The 22,517-nt window shown below is 46.8% G+C and carries 22 protein-coding genes; 20 read left to right on the top strand and 2 right to left on the bottom strand.

Annotated features, from left to right (window positions below; all coding sequences use genetic code 11):
• Positions 1-4: 4 nt before the first annotated feature.
• Entirely contained in the window at positions 5-2,506 is a 2,502-nt protein-coding gene (locus DWB79_RS00360; protein WP_016522150.1) for a hypothetical protein, read from the bottom strand.
• Between the two features lie 815 nt (positions 2,507-3,321).
• Between DWB79_RS00360 and rpmF the strand changes: the two genes are divergently transcribed.
• The 3 genes from rpmF to rnc are packed head-to-tail and all read left to right on the top strand — an operon-like array spanning position 3,322 to position 4,517.
• Positions 3,322-3,510 carry a 50S ribosomal protein L32 gene (gene rpmF / locus DWB79_RS00355; protein WP_016522149.1) on the top strand — a complete coding sequence of 63 codons (189 nt, stop codon included), beginning with the start codon at positions 3,322-3,324 and terminating at the stop codon, positions 3,508-3,510.
• Positions 3,511-3,525: 15 nt separating this feature from the next.
• The gene (gene acpP / locus DWB79_RS00350) at positions 3,526-3,762 is read left to right on the top strand and encodes an acyl carrier protein (protein ID WP_016522148.1); all 237 of its coding nucleotides are present in this window, start codon (positions 3,526-3,528) and stop codon (positions 3,760-3,762) included.
• A gap of 20 nt (positions 3,763-3,782) precedes the next feature.
• On the top strand, positions 3,783-4,517 hold the full coding sequence (gene rnc, locus DWB79_RS00345) for a ribonuclease III (RefSeq protein WP_040858897.1): 735 nt from the start codon (positions 3,783-3,785) through the stop codon (positions 4,515-4,517).
• Between the two features lie 2 nt (positions 4,518-4,519).
• Here rnc and DWB79_RS00340 read toward each other — a convergent pair whose 3' ends face one another.
• Positions 4,520-5,482 carry an Hsp33 family molecular chaperone HslO gene (locus DWB79_RS00340; RefSeq protein ID WP_016522146.1) on the bottom strand — a complete coding sequence of 321 codons (963 nt, stop codon included), beginning with the start codon at positions 5,480-5,482 and terminating at the stop codon, positions 4,520-4,522.
• A 478-nt stretch (positions 5,483-5,960) separates the two neighbouring features.
• Here DWB79_RS00340 and rplU point away from each other — a divergent pair, with 478 nt between their 5' ends.
• The 17 genes from rplU to pnp all read left to right on the top strand — a co-directional run bounded on the left by rplU (position 5,961) and on the right by pnp (position 22,512).
• Positions 5,961-6,275 carry a 50S ribosomal protein L21 gene (rplU, locus tag DWB79_RS00335; RefSeq protein ID WP_016522145.1) on the top strand — a complete coding sequence of 105 codons (315 nt, stop codon included), beginning with the start codon at positions 5,961-5,963 and terminating at the stop codon, positions 6,273-6,275.
• A 7-nt stretch (positions 6,276-6,282) separates the two neighbouring features.
• Positions 6,283-6,606 (top strand): ribosomal-processing cysteine protease Prp, encoded by a 324-nt coding sequence (locus DWB79_RS00330; protein WP_016522144.1) that lies wholly within the window; start codon positions 6,283-6,285, stop codon positions 6,604-6,606.
• A 35-nt stretch (positions 6,607-6,641) separates the two neighbouring features.
• Complete coding sequence (gene rpmA / locus DWB79_RS00325; RefSeq protein ID WP_006187878.1) at positions 6,642-6,893, top strand: 50S ribosomal protein L27; 252 nt, start codon at positions 6,642-6,644, stop codon at positions 6,891-6,893.
• A gap of 82 nt (positions 6,894-6,975) precedes the next feature.
• Positions 6,976-8,283 (top strand): GTPase ObgE, encoded by a 1,308-nt coding sequence (obgE, locus tag DWB79_RS00320; RefSeq protein ID WP_016522143.1) that lies wholly within the window; start codon positions 6,976-6,978, stop codon positions 8,281-8,283.
• Entirely contained in the window at positions 8,280-8,870 is a 591-nt protein-coding gene (nadD, locus tag DWB79_RS00315; protein WP_016522142.1) for a nicotinate (nicotinamide) nucleotide adenylyltransferase, read from the top strand. The genes obgE and nadD overlap by 4 nt, the downstream gene beginning before the upstream one ends.
• A complete protein-coding gene (gene yqeK, locus DWB79_RS00310; protein ID WP_016522141.1) occupies positions 8,863-9,567 on the top strand; it encodes a bis(5'-nucleosyl)-tetraphosphatase (symmetrical) YqeK in 705 nt (234 codons plus the stop codon). Before nadD ends, yqeK begins: the two co-directional genes overlap by 8 nt.
• Positions 9,564-10,748: an LCP family protein gene (locus tag DWB79_RS00305; RefSeq protein ID WP_016522140.1), complete on the top strand. Its 1,185-nt coding sequence runs from the start codon at positions 9,564-9,566 to the stop codon at positions 10,746-10,748. The genes yqeK and DWB79_RS00305 overlap by 4 nt, the downstream gene beginning before the upstream one ends.
• A 21-nt stretch (positions 10,749-10,769) precedes the next feature.
• Entirely contained in the window at positions 10,770-11,120 is a 351-nt protein-coding gene (gene rsfS, locus DWB79_RS00300; protein WP_016522139.1) for a ribosome silencing factor, read from the top strand.
• A 124-nt stretch (positions 11,121-11,244) separates the two neighbouring features.
• Complete coding sequence (locus DWB79_RS00295) at positions 11,245-12,702, top strand: HEAT repeat domain-containing protein (protein ID WP_016522138.1); 1,458 nt, start codon at positions 11,245-11,247, stop codon at positions 12,700-12,702.
• A 215-nt stretch (positions 12,703-12,917) separates the two neighbouring features.
• On the top strand, positions 12,918-13,367 hold the full coding sequence (rimP, locus tag DWB79_RS00290) for a ribosome maturation factor RimP (protein ID WP_016522137.1): 450 nt from the start codon (positions 12,918-12,920) through the stop codon (positions 13,365-13,367).
• A 9-nt stretch (positions 13,368-13,376) separates the two neighbouring features.
• Positions 13,377-14,834, top strand: a complete 1,458-nt coding sequence (gene nusA, locus DWB79_RS00285; protein ID WP_016522136.1) for a transcription termination factor NusA — start codon at positions 13,377-13,379, stop codon at positions 14,832-14,834.
• 7 nt (positions 14,835-14,841) lie between these two features.
• Positions 14,842-17,553, top strand: a complete 2,712-nt coding sequence (infB, locus tag DWB79_RS00280) for a translation initiation factor IF-2 (RefSeq protein WP_016522135.1) — start codon at positions 14,842-14,844, stop codon at positions 17,551-17,553.
• The gene (gene rbfA, locus DWB79_RS00275) at positions 17,550-17,927 is read left to right on the top strand and encodes a 30S ribosome-binding factor RbfA (RefSeq protein WP_016522134.1); all 378 of its coding nucleotides are present in this window, start codon (positions 17,550-17,552) and stop codon (positions 17,925-17,927) included. Before infB ends, rbfA begins: the two co-directional genes overlap by 4 nt.
• A complete protein-coding gene (gene truB, locus DWB79_RS00270; protein ID WP_016522133.1) occupies positions 17,914-19,071 on the top strand; it encodes a tRNA pseudouridine(55) synthase TruB in 1,158 nt (385 codons plus the stop codon). Before rbfA ends, truB begins: the two co-directional genes overlap by 14 nt.
• A gap of 61 nt (positions 19,072-19,132) precedes the next feature.
• Positions 19,133-19,957 carry an FAD synthetase family protein gene (locus tag DWB79_RS00265; protein WP_016522132.1) on the top strand — a complete coding sequence of 275 codons (825 nt, stop codon included), beginning with the start codon at positions 19,133-19,135 and terminating at the stop codon, positions 19,955-19,957.
• A 3-nt stretch (positions 19,958-19,960) separates the two neighbouring features.
• Positions 19,961-20,230, top strand: coding sequence for a 30S ribosomal protein S15 (gene rpsO / locus DWB79_RS00260; RefSeq protein WP_016522131.1), 270 nt, complete (start codon positions 19,961-19,963; stop codon positions 20,228-20,230).
• 179 nt (positions 20,231-20,409) lie between these two features.
• Positions 20,410-22,512, top strand: coding sequence for a polyribonucleotide nucleotidyltransferase (pnp, locus tag DWB79_RS00255; RefSeq protein WP_016522130.1), 2,103 nt, complete (start codon positions 20,410-20,412; stop codon positions 22,510-22,512).
• Positions 22,513-22,517: the final 5 nt, after the last annotated feature.

Genomic DNA, 22,517 nt, shown 5'->3' with positions numbered 1-22,517 from the left:
CGGGTTATTCCCAGTTAAAGCCGGAACCGTCGACACTCAATTTCTGAGAAAATGTGCCGCCGGCATTCTTTTCTTCCGGTTCCTGTAAATTCCCGTCTAAATCGTATGTCATTACTTTATTGTCACTCGCTCGATCAGGCTGCGTACTAGAAGAAGCAAGAGCGTTTCCGCCTATAGCGTAAGCACCGCCCGAAGCAATGACGAGCTTTTTCGGCTTAACGGCGATAAAGCGGTAAAATCCATAGCCGACTCCCTGTCTCGAAGTACCTTGAGGAAGTACGGGATACTTTGCATGCAACACCATTGCGTTACCGGAGAACGATGCTGCTTCTGCTATTTTGTACAGTCGTCCGCTACTCTTAAACTCATCGGTTCCATAATCTCCAGTCCTATATGCCATTCTCTTTTCTAGCTTTGATGTAATAGCATACAACATACCATCAACTATTCGCAGATCATTAATGGTGCTTTCAATTTTCGTATAAGGCGGATAGGGACCACTAGGTTCCGTAGGAGTCAATTGAAGTTCTCCGACAGTAATCGTTCCTTTATCAACTCCGTCCTGCTTGGCGTATTTATTTACCGATAATGTATAACCGGCAGGAGATACGTTTATTGCCCTTACACCGACAAACACCCCGTCCTTGTTTGCAGCAAGAGCCGTAACGTCTTTGTCTGATGGGAGTGTAACGTTATAGGATGTAAAAGCAGCCGATGTAAAGTTAGAAGCCCATGTCCGCTGTTGTATTGTGTATCCAGCGGACACTTTAGCAGCACAATACAGGAACTTTTGTCCATCAGAAACATCTGCCGCAATGGCGACAACCTTATTTGTAATACCCAAATTCAGTTGCGCACCCTGTGTAAAATCATAGGTACCGTTTTTCAGCTCAAATCGTGTAACACAATACACCGTTGATTCCTTCCACAGTATATACAAATTACCCTCTTGGTCATAGCAGAAAATATCGGTAATTTTATTGGTTGGAACAGTAGTTTGAAAGATTTTTGTAGCTTCAGCCGGTGCAGAGCTTGTTCCATCAGTGCTTACCCAATAGCGGAAGTTACCACTAGTATCTTTCTCCCACAGCAGCACCGGTGTTTCGGGATATTTGTAGCCGGGTTTTTCTGCATACCATGTCGCATCCGAGTCGCTGAATGTTATTTCCTTTGTTTTCCGGTTAAAGGCAGCGATGCGGTTTTTATTTCCGTTAATCCGCCAATTTTCGTTGAGGTACTTTATGTTGATTCCGTCATCCGCAATGTAGATATAGTCTTCGTCACTACCGATAAAACCGACGGGATTTGCGAAAGAAGCTGATTCAAAAGGAAGGTATGCATCTGCAGTACCGGCTTTCGGGTGTTTTTTTAAATAGGTAACGGTATTATCGTCACGAGAATAGCAGGCAAGCGCACCCACCATATAATAGAGCATTCCACCATCAAGCCTTTGCTCCCGCAGCAAACAGTACACACCGCTTGCGTCCGCAAAGAGCCCGGTACACTGAGTGGGGACATTCATTACCGCGCTGGTACGGAGTTCATCAAGCTCAGCTGCATTTTTTTCGGTAAGTGTAAGAGTCGTTCCAGACAGCGCCGCGGTACAGGCAAACAGTTTATTAGGTTTAGCGAGAGAGGGTGAGCGGTTGCGTTGTACCGTTAAGAAAAGTTCACCGTTATATGCAGCCACTGCAGTAAGAATGTCGGCAGTCACTATGTCTGGCAGTGTAGCAAGGTCAACACTGTCTGAGCGTGTAAAAGTATTATGCCCGGTTTCCGTTACAGCATGGACATGCTTGTCTCCATCGACTACAAAGATCCTATTGGTTTTAGGATCAACCGTCATAGCTTTTATTTCGATAGTACTCGGTAGTACACCCATAATAGCGCTTTCAAATCCGAAATCAATTTTTCCTTCGGTATCAAAGCGGGTAAAGTGTCTGCCGCTCTTATCATACAGCATGTATATCCGTCCGATACCGTCCCGTGCAGTTACCGGAATTATATAATTACCGTTGATCTGCACGTGGTCAATTGGTGTTTCTCCATTTGCTAATTTGAGCGTTACCGTTGCATCCCCGAAAGCACCCTGTTCTACATCGTCAACAAGGATATTCTTCATACTCTTCGGCGTTTTGGAAAGCTTTACGGCAACGGTATTGGTTCCTGCCGTAACGGTGTGCTCTTTTGTACCGCGCCACTCGCCTGCCTCGGTTGTTACAACAACCTTTATGCTTATTTTCTTTCCGATATCAAGCGTCAGCGTAACCGATGTTGTTCCTTCCGCCAGTTGATTACCATCCTCGCCGGTAACGGTAATCTTAGTATTGGATTCATCAAATTGAGGCATTCCCTCGGCATTAACGGCACGGGTTGCCCCATTGTCGATGACAATCCTCACCTCGCCGGTACCTTTTCCGGCTGTCAAACCTTGGTTACAGGCCGTAAAGATAATGCATAGCGCTGCAAACAAAATACTTACGGAAATTAAACGCAGTTTTTTCATAGTCTTCCTCCTCCCACAAAAAATAGCCGATTCGCATTTATTATATAGAACAAAACTTCCAGCTTATTCGTTATCTTTTTCGGTATTCACACTTTACCGTTTTTTTATAATGTAGTATATCCCATTCCGTAGAAAAAACATAGATCTGCGAGAATTATTTGCAAGGCTTCTTGATGCATCAAAGTCTTTTTGCAAAAGCCGGATGGGGTTTCCAAAGGGTGCTCCCTTTGGTCGTCATTTTTCTTTAGATGGGGTTACAGGGCAACCGCATTAAAAATATTTTGAGCGGTTGCCTACCTTCTGTGCGAAATTTCATAGGTATAAAGTGAGCGTCTACAATGACGCCGCTCACTTTAACCGTCAAGTTTTCTTTCGAAAACTTGCGTATTGATGTGTGTGCTTTTCGCGCACGAATACAACAGTTTCCAAAATTTATATTTTGTTCAACTGTTGTATTTTAAGGAAATAAAATTTCGCACATTTTTTTCAGTAAATGGGTAAACATATCAGGTAAAGTAGATAAAAATCGCGGAAAAATTGAGACTGTGAGACCATTTGAACCATCTTCAACTGTTGTACATCCGTGTACAACAGTTGAAGGCGAGTTTTGTGCGTACACAAAACATCGCTGCTGTATGGAACTACTGCCATCCTTGGCAGTTCTGGTCGAATAGACTCTCTTATTTTGCGGGGAACATTCATAAAACGTCTGATGCGTTTGCCCCTGATTGTTCACGATGTATTGACTATTTTCAGGTTCACGTATAATATGGAATATCTTTTTGTGATTTAATTATGAATAGGGAGGTTACCTTATGGCAGTGCCAAGAGCTAAAACGTCAAAAGCACGCACACGCCGCCGTCGAGGAATCAATATGCGGTTAAACGCGCCTCATCTTGTGGAGTGTGCAAATTGCGGCAATTTAATTTTATCTCATCATGTATGTTCAAAATGCGGGTTTTACCGCGGACATCAGGTCGTTGATCCGGATACATTAAATTAAGAGAGGATTTTCTTTATGGACGAATTATTTGTTCAAATTCAAAAGCTGATTGCAGACAAATTGGAAATTGATGCGGATAAAATTACGCTCGATTCTTCATTCCGCCAAGATCTCGGCGCTGATAGCCTTGATACGTATGAACTGGTGTATGCAATCGAAGAAGAGATGGGGATAAAAATTCCCGATGGAAAAGTAAGTGAATTCGAAACTGTTAGAGATGCTTACGATTTCATTAAATCTCAGTCAAAGTAATATTGCAAAAGATGTCGTTCTTGTTTCCTTTTACGCATGTTTTAGAAAAACACCGGAAGCAAGAACTGCTTACTTTTCAAAAAAAAGCAGGATGTAAATTTAAAAATATTAGCTTATTGGATATAGCCTTTCGTCATCGTTCGTTTTCTAATGAACACAGCGATTCTCCGATCAATAATGAGCGGCTTGAATTTTTGGGCGATTCGGTACTTGGTATGATTGTTGCGGCGGAGCTGTATCTTGCTCATCCCGATAAACCTGAAGGTGATCTTGCAAAAATTAAAGCAGCTGTCGTTTCCGAAGACTCTCTTTTTCCCATTGCACTGAATCTCAATATTGATAAATATTTGATGCTGGGACATGGTGAAGAAGTGTCGGGAGGGAGAAAGAAAAAGGCTCTGCTTGCCGATGCGGTGGAAGCACTGATCGGTGCCTTCTATTTAGATTCAGGGTTTAAGGCCGCTCAACAGTTCGTATTAAAAATTATTGAACCGCAGATGCAGTTGGTTGAACAAAATAAACATCGATATCGAGATTATAAATCCTTGCTGCAAGAATATGTGCAAAAAAAATACCGTATTATCCCGAAATATGTGCTGGTAGAGACATCGGGGCCGGATCATGACAGAGTTTTTCAAGTAAAAGTTGTCATCAAAGAGAAGGAATATGAACCTGCTCTAGGAAAAAGCAAAAAAGAAGCGGAACAGGCAGCTGCAGAGGCCGCATTGAAAGCATTATCACCGCAGATTTGCTGATTTTATAGTTCGGCAAGCGGAATATGGTATACGCTGGAGCAATTCCTACAGACAATCTCAAGCGGATCGTCTGCCGTTTCTTTTAAGTTTTTCAGTTCCGCTTGCGGTAATTTCCTCAACGCTTCCAGATAATACTCCTTTGAGCATGGACAATCAAAAGTGATGTTCCGTGTTGCAACCGCTTGAGGGTTAAACTCTCGTAACAGACCGAAGATAATGTCTTCGCAGTTGCCGCCTTCACCGAACCAATCGCCGAGCGGAGGACAGGCGGTAAATGCCCGTTCCATACTGGTAATGGCATCTTCAATTTCTTCTTCCGTCTTTAATTGTCTGCCACGGCGTGTTCCTCCCTCTGTCGGCATCCGTTGAATAAAAAAACCGCCGGCTCCGACTACTCTGCCGATGCTGTCAAATCGGATACTTGTATTAAAAGCGGTGTAGAGCTGTTCCGATTGCTGAAAATACCATGTAAGGTCTTTTGCGATATTCCGGTATTTAATTTCGACAATACCGCGCTGCGGATCTCGCCCCTCCGTTTGATATGCTTCGGGGAACCGTGTAACGCTGAGAGTACCGTTTCCGAAGAAAGGGGCAAGATCCCAGCTTTCAAGTGGAGCAGTAATCGGAATGGGATTTTGCAAAAGGTAGCCGCGTACAGAGCCCCGCGAGTCTGCTTCTACGGAAAAACCGGTTGCAGGGCCATCCGTTTCGTAGCGCAGCTGGAGTGTTTCGCGCCCTTTCATTGTTTGAATCATCAATGCGGCACAGAGGCCTGCCTGACCGAGGACAAGGGTTTCCAGAATACCCAGCCGGTGCTGTGCGCGTATTTGGTTTACGAACCGCGTGCCATGGAAAAGCCCTCCACGGAACAGTCCGTCGTCGGCAGTAAAAATATGGAGTTCATCTTTTTCAAGTTTATCAAGGTGCTGTTGCAGCGCCGTATCTTCAATAGGTGCGTATATCATACCTGTATGTTAATAAAATGAACTATTAAAAACAAGGGTTCACGTATGTGCGCACGGAACTCAGTTTTTAAAAAGGCTACTCACTCGAACCGCTGCATGATGAAATTCGTTGACTTTACTCTGTTCTGAACTGATTGCCGAGCTTGAAAAAAGCAAGAGAAGCAGGCAGCAGAAAAAACGCTCTGTTACGGTGCCTTTGGACGAAAAAACAACCCATTCCATCAAAGTATGACAGTTCCCGTCACATTGTCAGTGCATACGCGAGCGAACTTGGCGTTACCCGAGGAATTTGATGCGTTTGCCATGAATCCACATCTTGACCTTGGTAGCGTTTTTATGCTATATTTTGAAATCAACCGTTTAGTTTTGATGGTATGCACCCGTTCATATATCATCATACAAAAATCTATAAAACAAGCGGAACTATTTATCCTATTTGGTGATAGATACTTTCGCAGAAACGTAAACAGAGGTTTTTATGTACGCACTTTTTGAATATAAAGGCAAGCAGTATAAGGCTGAACAAGGTTCCAAGATTCTGGTGGACAAAATCAACGAACCGCAGGGAACGGCTATCGATATCGATACCGTTTTACTGGTTAATAATGACGGTAAAGTGTCTGTTGGAGCTCCCTACGTTGCGGGCGCGAAAATTTCGGCAACGGTTGAAGAGAGTATGCGTGATAAGAAGGTGATTGTATACAAGTACAAGAGCAAGAAAGACTATCACCGCACAATCGGGCATCGCCAGCACTACACCTATTTAACGGTTAATTCGATTACCGGGGTGTAAGCGCGGAATGATACAAGTCCTTTTGGAGCTTGATGAAAAGGAGCATCTCCTTTCCGTTGAAGCTTCCGGCCATGCGAATAGCGGCATTAAAGGACATGATATTGTGTGTGCAGCCGTAACGATCCTTTTAAGGACGACTGTACAGGCGCTCGGTTCCGTGCAAGCTGATGTCAGTGCGGAACAGCGCGGTTCGCTTTCTTTTCGGGTACTCAGCTATGACGAAACGCAAAGCGAAAAATTACGGTATGCAGCGGAGTTTTTATGGCTTGGGATAACTTCTTTACAGGAAGAATATCCGCAAGCGGTTCAATGCAAAAAGATACAGCGGTAAGCACACAGATGCTTATCTGATACGAGGAGGCTACTATGGCACGGAAACGAGGCGGAAGCGGTGCAAAAAACGGACGAGATTCAAACCCTAAATATTTGGGCGTTAAGGTATACGGCGGACAGACGGTAAAAGCCGGTTCCATTTTAGTCCGTCAGCGCGGAACTCCCATCCATCCGGGCGACAATGTCGGCCGCGGCAAGGATGATACCTTATTTGCAACTGTAGACGGTACGGTTGTGTATCATCACCGCAATGGCAGACATTTAGCATCTGTAACGCAAGCGTAGGGATGGACGAGCGGTTAATTCCGCAATAATAATAGAAGCCGGCTCTAATGCCGGCTTTTTTTTTCGAGAAGGAAACGAGGCGATGATTCAATTTGCGGATGAAGCTTTAATCGAAGTTTCATCGGGAAAAGGCGGGAACGGCTGTATTGCGTTCCGGCGGGAAAAATATGTGCCTAAGGGCGGCCCTGCAGGCGGCGACGGCGGGCGTGGCGGCGATGTGCTGTTTGAGATTAAACGGAATATGCGCACGCTTGTGCATTTACGCCATAAGCGGGTATTCCGGGCAAAAAACGGCTTGGATGGGCAAGGTTCAAAACGATTCGGTGCGAAGGGCGCCGATTGTGTTATTCCGCTTCCGCCGGGTTGCATTATTAAAGATGCCGATACCGATGAGCTTGTCTACGATTTCGGCGACCGGACTGAGGGGCTTATTCCTTTCTTGACCGGCGGTAACGGCGGCTGGGGGAATTGTCATTTTAAAACCTCCACCAATCAAGCGCCGCGCACTGCTTTGCCGGGACAGGAGGGTAAGACCCGCCGGCTTAAAATTGAGCTGAATATCATTGCCGATATCGGACTTGTCGGTTTTCCCAATGCCGGTAAGTCTTCTCTGTTGGATTACTTTACCAATGCCCGCCCTAAGATTGCGCCCTATCCGTTTACCACCAAAATACCGAACCTCGGCGTCCTCCGTATCGATGAGGAACAGGATATTATCATCGCGGATATACCGGGGATTTTGGAGGGCGCTTCGGAGGGCGTCGGCCTCGGTATCCGGTTCTTAAAGCATATTTCGCGGACGGCAGGGCTGGCCTTTTTGATTGACCTTTCCGATGAGAATTATTTAACCGCGTATGATACCCTCTGCGGAGAGCTTGCAGCCTATTCGGAGGAATTGGTGGCAAAAAAACGAGTTATTATCGCAACCAAGCTCGACCTTGAGGGAACAAAAGAGCGGCTCAAAACCTTGCGGGAAAAACTTTCCGATGTGCCCGTACTCGGTATTTCGGTGTTTAACCGCTGGGGATTGGACGAGGTCCGCGATGCGTTTGTTGCACTGGTGGAAGAGCTTGCTGCCGCAGATGCGGATAAGAGCGCTGAAGCTTCGGCGGGGGGCATATCAGGCGAATCCGTACGCGCCGCCGCATCCGGTGATGACTGGACAACCGAAGGTTTATCGGCAGATATGGCTGCGGGCAGTATGTTCGATTTCGATAGTGCTGCCGGAAGCAACCATTTTAACGCCGCCGGAGGTGTACAAAAGACTATCGTGCCGGCTGCGGCAGACAATAACTTTATGCATGCAGAGCTGGAAGACCCCGTTTACGTGCAACAGGAAGGCTTCGGCGCAACGGTGAGTCTAAGCCGCAAGCGGAAGGGTAAAAAATGAGGCTCGCCGTATTGGGCGGATCTTACAATCCTATTCATATCGGCCATTTGATGCTTGCCGATGCGGTTGCTCTCCGTTACGGGTACGACACCATAGCCTTTGTCCCCGCATTCTTATCACCCTTTAAAGACGGACACTCCGGCTGCACCGCCGAGGACAGGCTTGCAATGGTAAAACTCGCAATCGCCGATAATCCGGCTTTCTACTGCGAACCCTGCGAGATACAGCGGCAAGGCGTTTCGTATACCATCGATACGTTAAAATTCCTAAAGAAAAAATTTCCTCAATGTGAAGGAAAAATCGGGTTGATTATCGGCGATGATTTACTGGAAGGCTTTAGCGGCTGGCGTGAAGCGGAGTGCATACCCGATTATGCCGATATAATAGTAGGAAACCGCATTATAGACCGGTATTCTACGGAACAAGCCGCTTCTGCGGGTAAGCTTCCTCATTTAAGGGTAGATAATGCTCTGCTGCCGGTGTCTTCAAGCGGAATACGGGCAGCCATACAAGAAAAAAAGAGCTGGCGCTATCTTGTACCTTCAGCCGTATACTCGTATATTAAAGAACATAAACTCTATGAATGATATCCGTATTGAAAAACTCATCACAGCGCTGGATAGGTATGCACGAGCCAATCTTTCCGATTACCGCTATGAACATTCATGCAGGGTTGCCTCTTATGCGGAAGAACTTGCCCACCGCTACGGCTACGGACACAGGCTGCAGCGGCTTTGTTATCTCGCCGGTATTTCCCACGATATGTGCAAAGAAAAACCCATTGGCTTTCTACTCCGCACGGTACGGACGGACGGTCATCCCGTTACTCCTGACGAAGCGGCAAATTCCGAGTTACTGCACGGGCGGGCTGCAGCGGTTTTATTGCAGGAGCATTATGGGATCCATAAAAAATCGCTTTTAAATGCGGTGCGTTTTCATACATCCGCTTCTACGAAGTTTGATGCGTTAGGGCGGATTATCTATATTGCAGATAAAATCGAACCCGGCCGGAAAAATTGCGGTTACTTACGGGAAAAGGTTGACCACCTGACGCTCGATGAGCTTTTTCTTGAAGTGCTGAAAGAGGTTATCGGCTTTGTGGAGTCAAAAGGGAAAAAAGTGCAGGCGTGTACCTATAAAACATATCGGTTTTTAAAAGAGAAGGGTTCCGTACAGGATAGGCAGACACGGAGGGCACCGGATAGGCAGGCGATGCCGAATAGTCGAGCACAGACGGTGCCGGATATGCAGACGAAAACGATCCGTCGGGAGGCAAGGAATTGAAAGAGGGAAAAAACATCATCTTTTTACTACTCATCTTAGCTATGCTCATTCCTTCTGGGGTGATTGTCGCACGGAATCTCAATGTTGACCCTATCAGTACCTCTCTTTCTGAGGATAATGTACTCAAGGTGCTGTTTATCATCGAAAACGACAATGTTCCTATTTCTACGAATGTTGTTGCTCACTATTCGCAAACACGGCGCGCGGCAATGTTCGATATTCCTGCGAATATCGGCTTGATTTTACCTCAGCTTGGGCGTACCGGCGGTATCGGCTCGCTCTATACGGAAAAAGGTGCTGCTGTTTATAAAGAAGAAATTGAAAAACTGGCCGGTGTTGACATTCCGTTTTATATTGTGTGTTCGTTGACCGACTTTATGCATTTAACCGATTTGCTCGGCGGTATTTCGGTTTTTATTCCTTCTTCGATAGATATCGATTCCGAACAATATGGGAAGATTTTGCTCCCTTCCGGTTCGGTGCTGTTAGACGGCGATAAGGTTCGCGACTATCTGTTGTATGAAGATGAGGCGGATGCCGAAGGTGAAGCGGTAACCCGCAAGCAAAAAGCGGTATTGGCCTTTCTTCGTAGTTTATATGAGCATCCTGAAATGCTCGAAAAAGAACAGTTTAAGGTGTTCAGTCCGCTGCTGCATAGCAATGTTACCGGTGGAAATTTAAAACAGCTTTTGGAATACCTTTGTAAAATCGATTCGGAGCGATTGGTCCCCCAGCGTTTAACCGGCGCCGTTCGTATCGTCGATTCAAAGGAATTACTCTTTCCGTTTCGTGACGGTCAGCAGATAAAGGAAATTATCGGGCAGACCCTTGCCGCGCTGGCTTCAAAAGAAGGTACAACCTTGGAGCGGGTATACGCATTGGAGGTTTTAAACGGAACCGATGTGAACGGGCTTGCGCGGACTGCCTCCGAGTTATATCAGAGTTTCGGGTATGACGTTATCCGTGTCGGGAATGCGGCGCAAACGGGTGTTGAGCATACAGTCTTAATCGATAGAATCGGTAATGAGGCGGTGGCAAAGATCGTCGGGCAGGTTGTCCGCTGCGAAAATATCGAATCTGCTCAAATCGGCGATGATCATTCCGGCATCGAAACAAATGTCGACTTTACGTTGATACTCGGCAAGGATTTTAACGGATATTCGGTACGGCAAAAAAAATAGAGAAGAGGATAAGAAAATATTATGGAAGTTAATTTTGAACAGGCGGCTTTAACATTCGGAACGATTTTGCGTGATCTTAAAGCGGAATCGGTGGTAGTGCTCGATTTACGGCAGGCGCATATTTGGACGGATTTTTTTGTGATTGCAACCATATCGAGCGGTAAACAGGCCGGCGGTCTTGAAGGCAAAATTATGGAAGCGGCGAAAGAGATGCAGATTGAGGAATATCGGACCATTAGAAAAAGTCCGGATGGCGACGAATGGAAACTGCTCGATTTCGGCTCCATCGTTGTGCATTTAATGAGCCCTACCGCTCGGAAATTCTACGACCTTGAACGCTTGTGGTATGACAGCCCTAATCTATTAGCATAAGAGGAATTTCATAATTCTAATGAAGCATTATGAATTTACTCATTGGGCAAGCTTCGGTATAAAGTATCAACGGTTCTTAAAAGTAAAATCTTGGAATTCCGATAATGATTGCAGGAGTATTGTGATGAAAAGACTTGTTTTTATGATATTGACCGCGCTGTCGGTACTAATTGTACCGATGTATGCAGCTGCGGATACTGCTCCATCAAAAACAACGACCGATAAGACCGTACCGCAAGTAAAACAGCAAGCAGAACAGGATGCCCAAAAGAACGGAACAGAAAAACCGGAAGAGAAAAAACAAGAGCTTGATGAGATTGAAAAAGCACAACAAGCATTGCAGTACGGGTTGGAATCGGAAATACTTGAGGTAGTCAATAAGGTTGAAAAGCGTGATTTTGAAACGCTGCAAGGCGATTTTAACCGCCTCTTTATGGAGACAAAAAGTTCTGCCGTGCGCGAAGGCCTTTTCGGTTTATACCAAAAATACGAAAACACTCAACTCACGGAAGCTGCGGTTGCAGTATTGGAAGATTATGAAGCCCAACAGCGGACGTTGGTAAAAGCAGTGCTGTCTTACCTCGCAACGGTAAAGCCGGAGCTTACTCCCGCTTTAAATGAAGCGCTACAAAAAATGCTGACCCAAGATACGGCGGAGTATGGAGCGGAAACGGTTTCCGTATTAGGCGAAATCGGCGGTGATGAAGAAGCGGCCTTTTTAGCAGACTATTTTGATAGTTTGATAATTGACGATGCAAAGCAGGAGCTTATTTTAAAACAGACAATTATGGCTGCGCTTGAAAAACTACATAGCGAAGATACCCGTGCGTTTTTACTTGAGCGGGCACAGGATGAAAACGAGAATATCTACGTTAGATCAAGCGCCGTTGCCGGACTTGCCCAAATGGAGAACCCCGATATTGTGCCTCTGCTGGCGGAGTTTTTTGAACAGCCGGAACCGCAGCTTCGGGAAGCCGCAATACGAGGCGCCGCATCTTTCGATACGGATGAAACCCGAAAGCTCATTTTGCAGGGATTTAAAGACAGCTATTATAAAGTTCGACTTGAAGCCTTAAAAACCGCACAAAAGACAAAAATGGCTGAAGCAGCGCCGTATGTATTATACCGCGCAAAGTATGACCCGACGGATGCGGTTCGGTTTGCAGCGGTAGAAACGTTGGTCGTGCTGAATACGGCAGAAGGCAATACATGGCTTGCCGAAACATTCCGTGATTCTAAAAAGAGCGAAAAATTGCGGATTACAATCCTGAGCGCAGCGTTAAAGCACAATTCTACGGCGCTTGCCGCTGATTTGGATACGGTGGTGCTGGCAACCGTAACGGATAACAAGCAAAAGAAACTGCGGTATGAGTTCGGTAAGGAAATTGCAAAAATCGAAAATACTGCAACGGCAGAAATTTGCAAAGCTTTTTTACAGAGCGATGATGTGCTAACCAAGAGTATCGGGCTTGATATGTTTAAGACGAACGCTCCGGCGGATGCTCGTATGTTAGTAGAAGCTATCGCGCAAGATGAAAAACAAGGTGCGTTGCAACGTCGTGCTCGGCGATTACTGGAATAACAGGCGAGGCGTTATCTTTGCTGCCTTGGCGTATGTATGTCTTGGCAGCGCGGACTTTAGCCGACTGACTTGTTCCCTGTACCAATACAGGTGGAAATCTATGGCTTGCATAATCTTTTTCTTTATGGTACTATCCATAAAGAACTTTATTATCCTTATAAATCTAGGCAGGAGTCGTTCAAACGGCTCTTTTTTTGTTTACGGGAGTTGATGCAATGGAATATGTGCAAAAAGAAACCGTTCCGTATTTTACCGATTATGAACAACTGGTTACCGGTCTCGGATATAAATTGGTTGATTTGCAGATTGTTCACCAAAAAACAATGTGGCTGGTAAAGGCCGTTATCTACAGTAAAAATGGAGTCGGGATAGACGATTGCTCAAAGGTACATCGGGCGTTATTATCACGTGCAGAGGTTTTGCTCAATTCTCAGGATATTCAAATGGAAGTAAGCTCTCCGGGGCTTAACAGAGTAATAAAAAATGCAGCGGAATTTCAGGCCTTTATCGGAGAAAATATAAAGGTATTGGAAGTTTCCTGTCCCGATTGGCTTGAGGGTGAATTGCTGGCTGCGGATTCGACGGGTATCTGTTTAAATATTTCCGGCGGGCAAAGGGATATCCGGTATGCGGATATAAAAAAAGCGAAATTGAATAAGATCTAAGGAGTCGTGATGGCTGGAGTAAAGATTGAAGATGTCCGTAAATTCGCGTTAGAAAAAGAACTGGATGAAGATCTTGCATTTAAAATTGTTGAACAAACATTGAAAGCTGCATACAAAACGGCTTTTAAGACCGATGTTAATGCGGTGGTTATTACCGGTGATGATGCGGTAAGCATATATGCACGTAAAAAGATTGTTGATGATGTTGTGAACCCTGTGCTTGAGGTAGACATAGAAGAGGCAACAAAACTTGCTCCTGACTGCGAACTTGGTGATGAGCTTCTTTTTGAGCTGGATCCTAAAGATTTTAAGCGCGGCTCAATTCAAGCGGGTGTACAGCGCGTGCATCAATCAACGAGAGAGATCCAAAAAGACAGCATTTATTCCGAGTATAAGGCGAAAGAGGGTGAGATTATCATCGGCTATTATCAGCGAAAGAAAAATGATAATATCTATGTCGATCTCGGAAAAGTCGAAGGGCTTTTGCCGCGGAAATTTCAGCTTCCGCAGGAAATATATCATCCAAACGATAGAATAAAAGCTCTTATAAAGGAAGTAAAAAAACACCGGCAATCGAATGTCGTACAGCTCATCCTTTCTCGTACCGATCCCGATTTTGTGCGCCGCTTAATGGAACTTGAGGTTCCTGAAATTTACGATAATATTGTTGAATTGTACAAAATCGTCCGCGAACCCGGCTACAGGACAAAGGTTGCCGTTATCTCTCATAGAGAGGATGTGGATCCCGTCGGCGCCTGTGTCGGTCCAAAAGGTACTCGTATCCAGGCGATTATTACCGAGTTGGAGGGAGAAAAAATCGACGTGCTTGAGTATTCGAGCGATCCGGCTGTATTTATAGCCAATGCCCTCTCTCCGGCTGAAGTATTGGATGTCGTTATCCTTGATACGGAAAAGCGTACGGCGCTTGCCGTTGTCGCGGAAAGTCAGCTTTCAATCGCTATTGGAAAGCAGGGCTTGAATGTCCGGTTGGCGAACCGGTTGGCGGATTGGAGTATCGATGTAAAAACCGAAAAACAGTTCCAAGAGATGGATATTCACGCCGAAACTCGTAAAGCTGCGGAAGATCTGTTCAATGATGAGGCTATTTTACTGGAAGAGGTTGAAGGTATTGACCCTGATGTGTTAGCGCTCTTGCATGAGAATCATATTGAAACGGTTGAGCAATTCTTGGATGTTCCGCATCAAGAACTCTGCGCACTTCCCGGTATGTCAGAAGAAAAAGTTAATGCCCTTGAGGCGTTAATCAACGAATCATTTGAGATTGTTGATGAAAATCAAGTGCCGGAACAGGAAGCACAGCCTGAAAATCAAACAATGCCTGCATCTGCTGAAGATGAAGAAGAAGTATACGAATGTCCCGAATGCGGGGCACCGATTACGATCGATATGACAGTCTGTCCTAACTGTGGTGTCGGTTTAAGTTTTGAATATGAGGACGAAGAATAGGAGTTGTATGGCAGACGGTATCGAAAATACTCAGGAACAAAAAGTTATTCTCAAAAAGGCAAAGCCGGAACCGGCTTCAGCGCCGGCAGCTCAGCCTCAGGTACAGCAAACCGCAGAACAAAGACCGGTGCGGACTATAAAGCGTAAGCTGAAGCCGGTTGCACATCCCGCATCGAATTCCGCTCATTCAAACGCTGCCGGAGATCGTTCTGTCAGCGAACCTAAACGGCGCCCTGTTGTATCTTCAACTCCTGTGGACTCTTCTCCTCAGGCGAAAAAAACATCGGAACGCTCGGCACAGCCTGCAGAACGAAAAAGTCCCGCTCATGTGCAGGGAGAAGAAAACCGGCGCGTGCAAAAGCACAGCGGTGAGCGCACAGAGCGTTATGACAGGAATCGGTCTGATAAACCGATACGGAGAGAGAATGCCGAAACCCAATCTCAGGCTCAACAGACGCAATCTGATAATAAGAATCAAATTCGTTCGCTGGATTTAAGCAGCAAACGACCCGACCGTCGCGCGGGGAATCTTGCGGGCGGTTCTAAACCAATGAGCCGGTTCGGTAACCAAGGTAATCGGCATAAGTCCGGCTTTACCGGTGGACAAGGGCGGACACAGCAGGATGGACGCGGTGAGAACAATCGTGGCGGTCGAGCAGGCGGCTATTCGTCGGATAGACCGCGTACGGGCGGCTTTAATAAACCCGGTTTCCAAGGCGGACAGAATAGAGGTGGTGCCGGCGGTCGGCCGATGTCAAGCCCGATGCCGCTTGAAACCAACAAACAGAATACTAAAAAAGCGTTTAAGGGCAAAAAGACCTATTTGCGTAAAGATCAGGAAAGCGAATTCTTTGAAGAAAAGCTGCTGCAACAGAAGAAGAAAGCTAAAGAAAAGGTAAGCGCCGTTCCCAAGAGCATCGAAATGATGGAATCTATTTCCGTTGCGGAATTGGCTCGAAAGATGAACCTTAAAGCATCGGAACTTATCGGTAAGCTGATGGAAATGGGCATGATGGTAACAATGAATCAGTCCATCGATGCAGATACTGCGACCATCCTTGCTTCGGAATACGAATGCGATGTGAAAATCGTCAGCCTCTATGATGAGACCATTATCGAAACCGTTAGTGATGAAGATGCCGAGTTGCTGACACGTCCGCCGGTTGTTACTATTATGGGACATGTCGACCACGGTAAGACCAAGACACTGGATGCTATTCGCAGTACCAATGTTACTGCCCATGAATTCGGCGGTATTACGCAGCATATCGGCGCCTATATGGTGTCTACTCCCAAGGGAAATATTACCTTCCTTGATACGCCCGGTCACGAAGCCTTTACGATGATGCGTGCGCGCGGAGCCGAGGTTACCGATATCGTCGTATTGGTTGTTGCAGCCGATGACGGCGTTATGCCTCAGACAATTGAAGCGTTGAACCATGCGAAGGATGCAAAGGTTCCGATAATCGTTGCAATCAACAAGATTGATAAACCGGAAGCGAATCCCGATAAGATAAAAACCCGTCTTGGCGAACTCGGCCTTGTTGCCGAAGAATGGGGCGGAGATACGATCTATGTTCCTATTTCAGCGTTGCAGAAAAAGGGAATCGACGACCTGCTCGATGCAATCCTGTTGCAGGCTGAAGTATTGGAGCTGAAAGCGAATTATAGCTGCCGCGCGGAAGGAAAGGTGGTTGAGTCTAAGATCGATCACGGACGCGGCGTTGTCGCAACGATTATCGTACAGCGTGGAACGCTCCATACCGGAGATCCCTATGTTGCAGGCGTTTATTCAGGACGTGTTCGCGCTATCTTTAACGACAAAGGTGAAAAGATAGACGAAGCAACGCCGAGTATGCCGGTAGAGATTTTAGGACTTGAAGGAATGCCGAATGCGGGTGATCCCTTCCAAGTAACCGAATCAGAACGTATGGCTCGTCAGATTTCGTTAAAGCGGCAGGAGCTTAAACGGTTTGAAGATTCACGTAATGTGAAGAAGGTGACGCTCGACAATCTGTATGAAACGATTACTGAGGGCGAAGTCCTTGAACTGAAAGTTATTATCAAGGGCGACGTACAGGGATCGGTAGAAGCCTTGAAGCAATCGCTCGAAAAGCTGTCTACAAAAGAAATACGCTTGAATGTTATCCATGCATCTGCCGGCGCAATCAACGACTCCGATGTTATGCTTGCCGCGGCGGATTCCAATGCGATTATTATCGGCTTTAATGTCCGTCCCACATCGCAGGCAAAGGCGCTTGCCGAACAGGAAAAAGTCGATATTCGCAAGTATAATGTTATCTATAAGGCCGTTGAAGAAATTCAGCAGGCTATGGAAGGAATGCTCAGTCCCGATATTAAAGAGAATGTTATCGGTATGGCTGAAATCCGCAGCGTCATTAAAGTACCTAAGGTCGGCAATATCGCCGGTTCATATATACTTGAAGGTACGGTAAAACGGAGCAGTACGGTTCACCTTATCCGCGACGGTATTGTGGTGTTCTCCGGTAAGCTTGCGTCCTTGCGCCGGTTTAAGGATGACGTCAAAGAAGTGGCTGCCGGCTATGAATGCGGTATTGCGCTTGAGAACTTCAACGACATAAAAGTCGGGGATCAGCTTGAGATTATCGAAACCGTCGAGGTGGCACGCAAGCTGACGGATACGCAGCGTTATGAAGCGCCCGAAGCCCATACCGGTAACGGAGAAACATCCGAATGAGTGAGTTCCGTTTGGATAAACTCGCGGAGCAAATCCGCGAGGAAATTTCTCAGTTGATTTTTTCAGGAAAGATAAAAGATCCGCGTGTTTCTAACTTTCTTTCGATAAACAGAGTAGAAGTGTCCGGCGACCTTGCGTACGCAAAGGTGTACGTTTCCAGCTTTATGGATGCACACAAGACAAAGCAGGGCGTTCGGGGCTTGGAAAACGCGGCGGGATTTATCCGCACAAGCTTGGCAAAAAAGCTGCATATCCATCAGTGTCCTCAGTTTACCTTTATCTATGACGAAAGTATCGAAGAAGGCTTCAATATGGTAAAAAAACTTGAAGCCTTAGAAGCGGCGTCGGATTCCGGGAACAATGCCCAAGAGTGAACCTCAATTTATTATCCCCTTTGCGAAACTTTCCGGTGTAACCAGCTTTACCTCCCTTTGGCAGGTAAAGCATGCGCTCGGTACTAAAAAAGTGGGGCATACCGGTACGCTCGACAGCTTTGCTGACGGTTTACTGGTGTTGCTTTCCGGAAAATTGACTAAACTTGTACCGTATATCACGGATTTTGATAAAACCTATCGCGTGCTGTTCTATTTCGGAAAAGAAACCGATACGCTCGACCCTGAAGGAACTGTTATCTCCGAAAAGCCGCTCCCGGTGTATGCCGACTTTATTGCGGCAAGCAAGCAGCTGACCGGAACCATCGAGCAAGTGCCGCCTGTTTATTCGGCGGTAAAGCAGGCGGGGGAGCGGCTTTCCGATAGAATACGGCGCGGAGAAGCGGTAACCGTTCCACCTCGAACCGTTACCATCTATAGCATCGACATTGAAGAAATTTTTTATGCCCCGAAAGCTGATACGGCGGGTTCCGCCCCCCCCTGCTCGGATACGGGCGCCGAACATTCCGGCGATCATGCGTCTCAAGGAATGCTAGGCGCCGAACACTCTGAAACGGATGCAGCTGCATTGAGTACGGCTCAAAAAGTATTTGGTACCAAACAATCCGAAATAGGCGTAGCTCAAAAAGTGCTTGGCGCTGTGCTATGCGTGCGTTGCTCCAAGGGGACGTATATCCGTTCATTGGTGCGGGATATTGCGCACCGCTGCGGTTCTGCCGCGTATGTCTATGCGCTTAGGCGTACGGCTGTCGGGCCGTTTACCCTTGAACAGGCGGCAGGTTTTTCAGCGTTGCCTCCTTTCGGAAGCACTGCGGCGGATTCAAAGCCTGTATCGTATTCGGTTATTGAAGAAGAGATAAAGCAGGCAGCTTTGCCTTTGAATGAAGAAATTGCTCGCGCTATGCATTTTCAAACAGCGGTGCTTCAAGAGAAATATTATTCTGCGTTTATGAACGGGAAGCCCATCAGCGGGCACTGGTTTACAGGTACGCGACCGCTTTCTGACGGCGGAACTATCGCAGTCTTTTACGGTGGATGCTGTGCAGGACTGATTACAAAAAACGGTAACCGGTTTCATTATGAGACTGTATTCAATCAAGGCAGGGTAAACGCGTCAGATGTGTAAATTGATTCGTGCGGTGTATATTACAAAGAATCTGAGGTGTTTGCCCTGATAGGCTGGAGTGATGAAGATTATCTATTGGGATGATTTAATAAAAGAAGAAAACATATATCCACAGGGTTCCGCTATTTCGATCGGCGGTTTTGACGGGCCGCACCGCGGGCACGAGCGTATCTTATCGGCGGTACTGGCAGCTGCACAGCATAAGGGCATCCCCGCAGGAATCATCACCTTTTTCCGTTCCCCTCGGTCGGTTAAGATTGGAAATGCATATACAGGCGATGTTTCTACACTGGAAATGAGGCTGCAAAAATTTGCCGCGCAAGGATTTAGCTTTACGGTGCTGATTGACTTTTCCACCGATTTCGCTAAAATGAAAGGTGCTGTTTTTTTTGACATACTAATAAAAACTATCTGCATAAAATATCTTGCCGTTGGCAGTGATTTTTCCTGCGGGTATCGCCACGATACGGGAGTAGGGGATTTACAGCGCCTTGCTCGTGAAAGGGGCTTTTGTTTTGATTCCATCGAACAGCTTTATTCGGCACAGCAAGAGCGTATCAGCTCAAGTGCAATACGCCATGCCGTTGAACAAGCTGATTTCGCCCTTGCAAAAGACCTCCTCGGGTATCCTTTTTTCTTAGATGTCGCAAAAATAGTCCAGCGGAGAGAGGGTTCTGTATGGTCGATCGAAAAGTCGGCTATAACACAGATTCTCCCACAGAACGGACGGTATTCAGCCTCTGCATATTTGCAAACGGGAGAGATTATTCCTGTACAGGTGGAGGTTACGGATACGTTGCTTGAAGTTTCCGAAGAGATCGCAGCGCCGGTTCCGTTCGCCGCAGGAACATTGATACACAAATTGGAATTTATACGGAAGGAGTAAGAAATGGCACTTACAAAAGAACACACTGCATCGGTTGTTATGAAATTCGGTGCAAACGAAAAAGATACGGGCAATACCAAAGTTCAGATTGCGTTGTTGACCGATAGGATCCGCCAGCTCACTGAGCACTGCAAAATCAATAAAAAAGATAAGAGCAGCCAGCGGGGACTTTTGGTATTGGTAGGACAGCGCCGGCGCTTGCTGAAATACTACAAGCGTACCAACCTCGAAGGCTACCGTGCCCTTATTAAAGAGTTAGGCTTGCGCAAGTAAGATAGATGCTGCTTAATGTGCAGGGGACAGGGCATATTCGAAAACCTCGGTTTTTGGACGGCTTCCTTGATTTTCCTTAAATCGATTTAAGCGGCATAAAACGGTTACCTATCGGAAACAGGTAGGTAGCCGTTTTTTATAAGTAATTTGAGGAATTGTAATTAATAGAAGGAAAGATTATGAGACAGAGAGTAACGTATAAGATCGGAAATGAAGAGTTAATTTTAGAAACAGGCCATCTGGCAAAACAGGCAAACGGCGCTATTTATGCGCAGTACGGCGGAACCGCAGTGTTGGCGACGGTGTGTGCGTCGTCTACGGCAGTTGAGGGGCTCGATTATGTACCGGTAACCGTCGATTATAATGAAAAATACTATGCAGCAGGAAAGATACCGGGCGGTTTTATCAAACGTGAAGGTCGTCCTAAGGATAAAGAGATTTTAGTTTCGCGGCTCATCGATCGTCCGATGCGACCGTTGTTTGAAAAAGCGTTCGGGCGGGAAATTCAGATTGTACCGACCTGTATTTCCTCGGATATGATCAATCCGCCGGATATTTTGGCGGTTATTGCAAGTTCGGCTGCGGTTGTTATTTCCGACATTCCGTTTAACGGGCCGGTTGCGGGGGCTCGCGTGGCATACCTCGACGGCGAGTTTGTGATAAACCCGACATTCAGCCAGATTGAAAAGGCTGATATGGAAATCGTTGTCGCGGGTACTGCCGAAGGCATTACGATGGTAGAAGGCGGCGCTCACGAGGTTTCGGAAGAGGTTATGCTCAAGGCCTTGGAAAAAGCGCATGAATTTATCAAAGCAATCTGTGCGCTGCAAAATGAGCTCCGCGCGGCGTGCGGCAAGGAAAAGCTGCCGCTTGCACCGGTGAATGCAACGCTCGCAAATAAAGATGCCATTTATGCAAAGGCGTATCCCGAACTTTCCAAAGCCTTATACACAAAGGGCAAGGTAGAGCGCCGCGAAGCCTGCGATGTTATCAGAAAGGCGCTGGCCGAAGAGTATGCGAAGCAACTCGCCGATGAAACACAGGCGAAGCTCTTTGCCGCTTTATTCGACGACATGGAATACCATATTTTGCGCGAAAACATACTGGAAAAAGGCTTGCGGGTTGACGGACGCGGCTTGGAAGATATCCGCCCCATCACCTGCGAGATCGGTGTGCTGCCGCGGCCGCACGGTTCTGCGGTGTTTACCCGCGGGGAAACACAGTCGCTTGCCGTTGTTACACTCGGTACTGTGTTTGATGAACAAGTCTATGATGATATCGAAGGCGACCGCCGAGAGAATTTTATCCTGCATTATAACTTCCCGCCCTATTCGGTCGGTGAGGTAGGACGGCTTGGAACCGGACGCCGCGAAATCGGGCACGGGCACCTTGCGCACCGCTCCTTGATGCCGATGATTCCGTCCAGAGAAGCGTTCCCGTATACCATCCGTGTCGTTTCCGAAATTCTGGAATCTAACGGTTCTTCGTCAATGGCAACCGTGTGCGGCGGTACGCTTTCACTGCTGCACGCCGGCGTCCCGATGAAAAAACCGGTAGCGGGTATCGCAATGGGGCTTATCACCGATGGAAACCGCTTTGCGGTACTCTCGGATATTCTGGGCGAAGAAGACCATCTCGGTGATATGGACTTTAAAGTTGCCGGTACCGCAGAAGGTATCACCGGTTTCCAGATGGATATTAAAATCGCCGGCGTTTCCGCTGAGATTATGAAAAAAGCGCTCGAGCAGGCAAAAAAAGGCCGGCTCCATATCCTCGGCATTATGAACCAAACTATTTCCAAGCCGTCCGAGCAGGTGTCCAAGTATGCGCCGCGGATTGAAACGCTCAAGATTCCGGTTGATAAGATCGGAGCGCTCATCGGACCGGGCGGAAAAATTATCAAGGCGCTGTCCGAACAATACCATGTAACAATCAATACCGAAAACGACGGTACGGTTACCATCTACGGGCGTGATTCTTCATCCGCGCTCGGCGCCAAGGCTGCGGTTACCGGCATCGTGGAAGATCCTGAGGTCGGCAGAATTTATGAAGGTACCGTTAAGTGCATCAAGGATTTCGGCGCCTTTATCGAAATTCTTCCCGGTAAAGAAGGACTCTGCCATATTTCCAAACTATCGCGCAGCCGCATCGAAAAAGTTACCGACGTGTTGCAGGAAGGACAAAAAGTACCCGTCAAGCTGTTGGAAATCGATAAGCTCGGTCGCTTAAATCTTTCGTATATCGATGCCTGCGAAGAGCAGGAAAAAACCGGCAGCCATTAAGCCGT

Source organism: Treponema medium (assembly GCF_017161265.1).
GTDB classification, from domain to species: domain Bacteria; phylum Spirochaetota; class Spirochaetia; order Treponematales; family Treponemataceae; genus Treponema; species Treponema medium.
The sequence above is the reverse complement of the archived record's forward strand: the minus strand, read 5'-3'. Positions and strand labels throughout refer to the sequence as shown.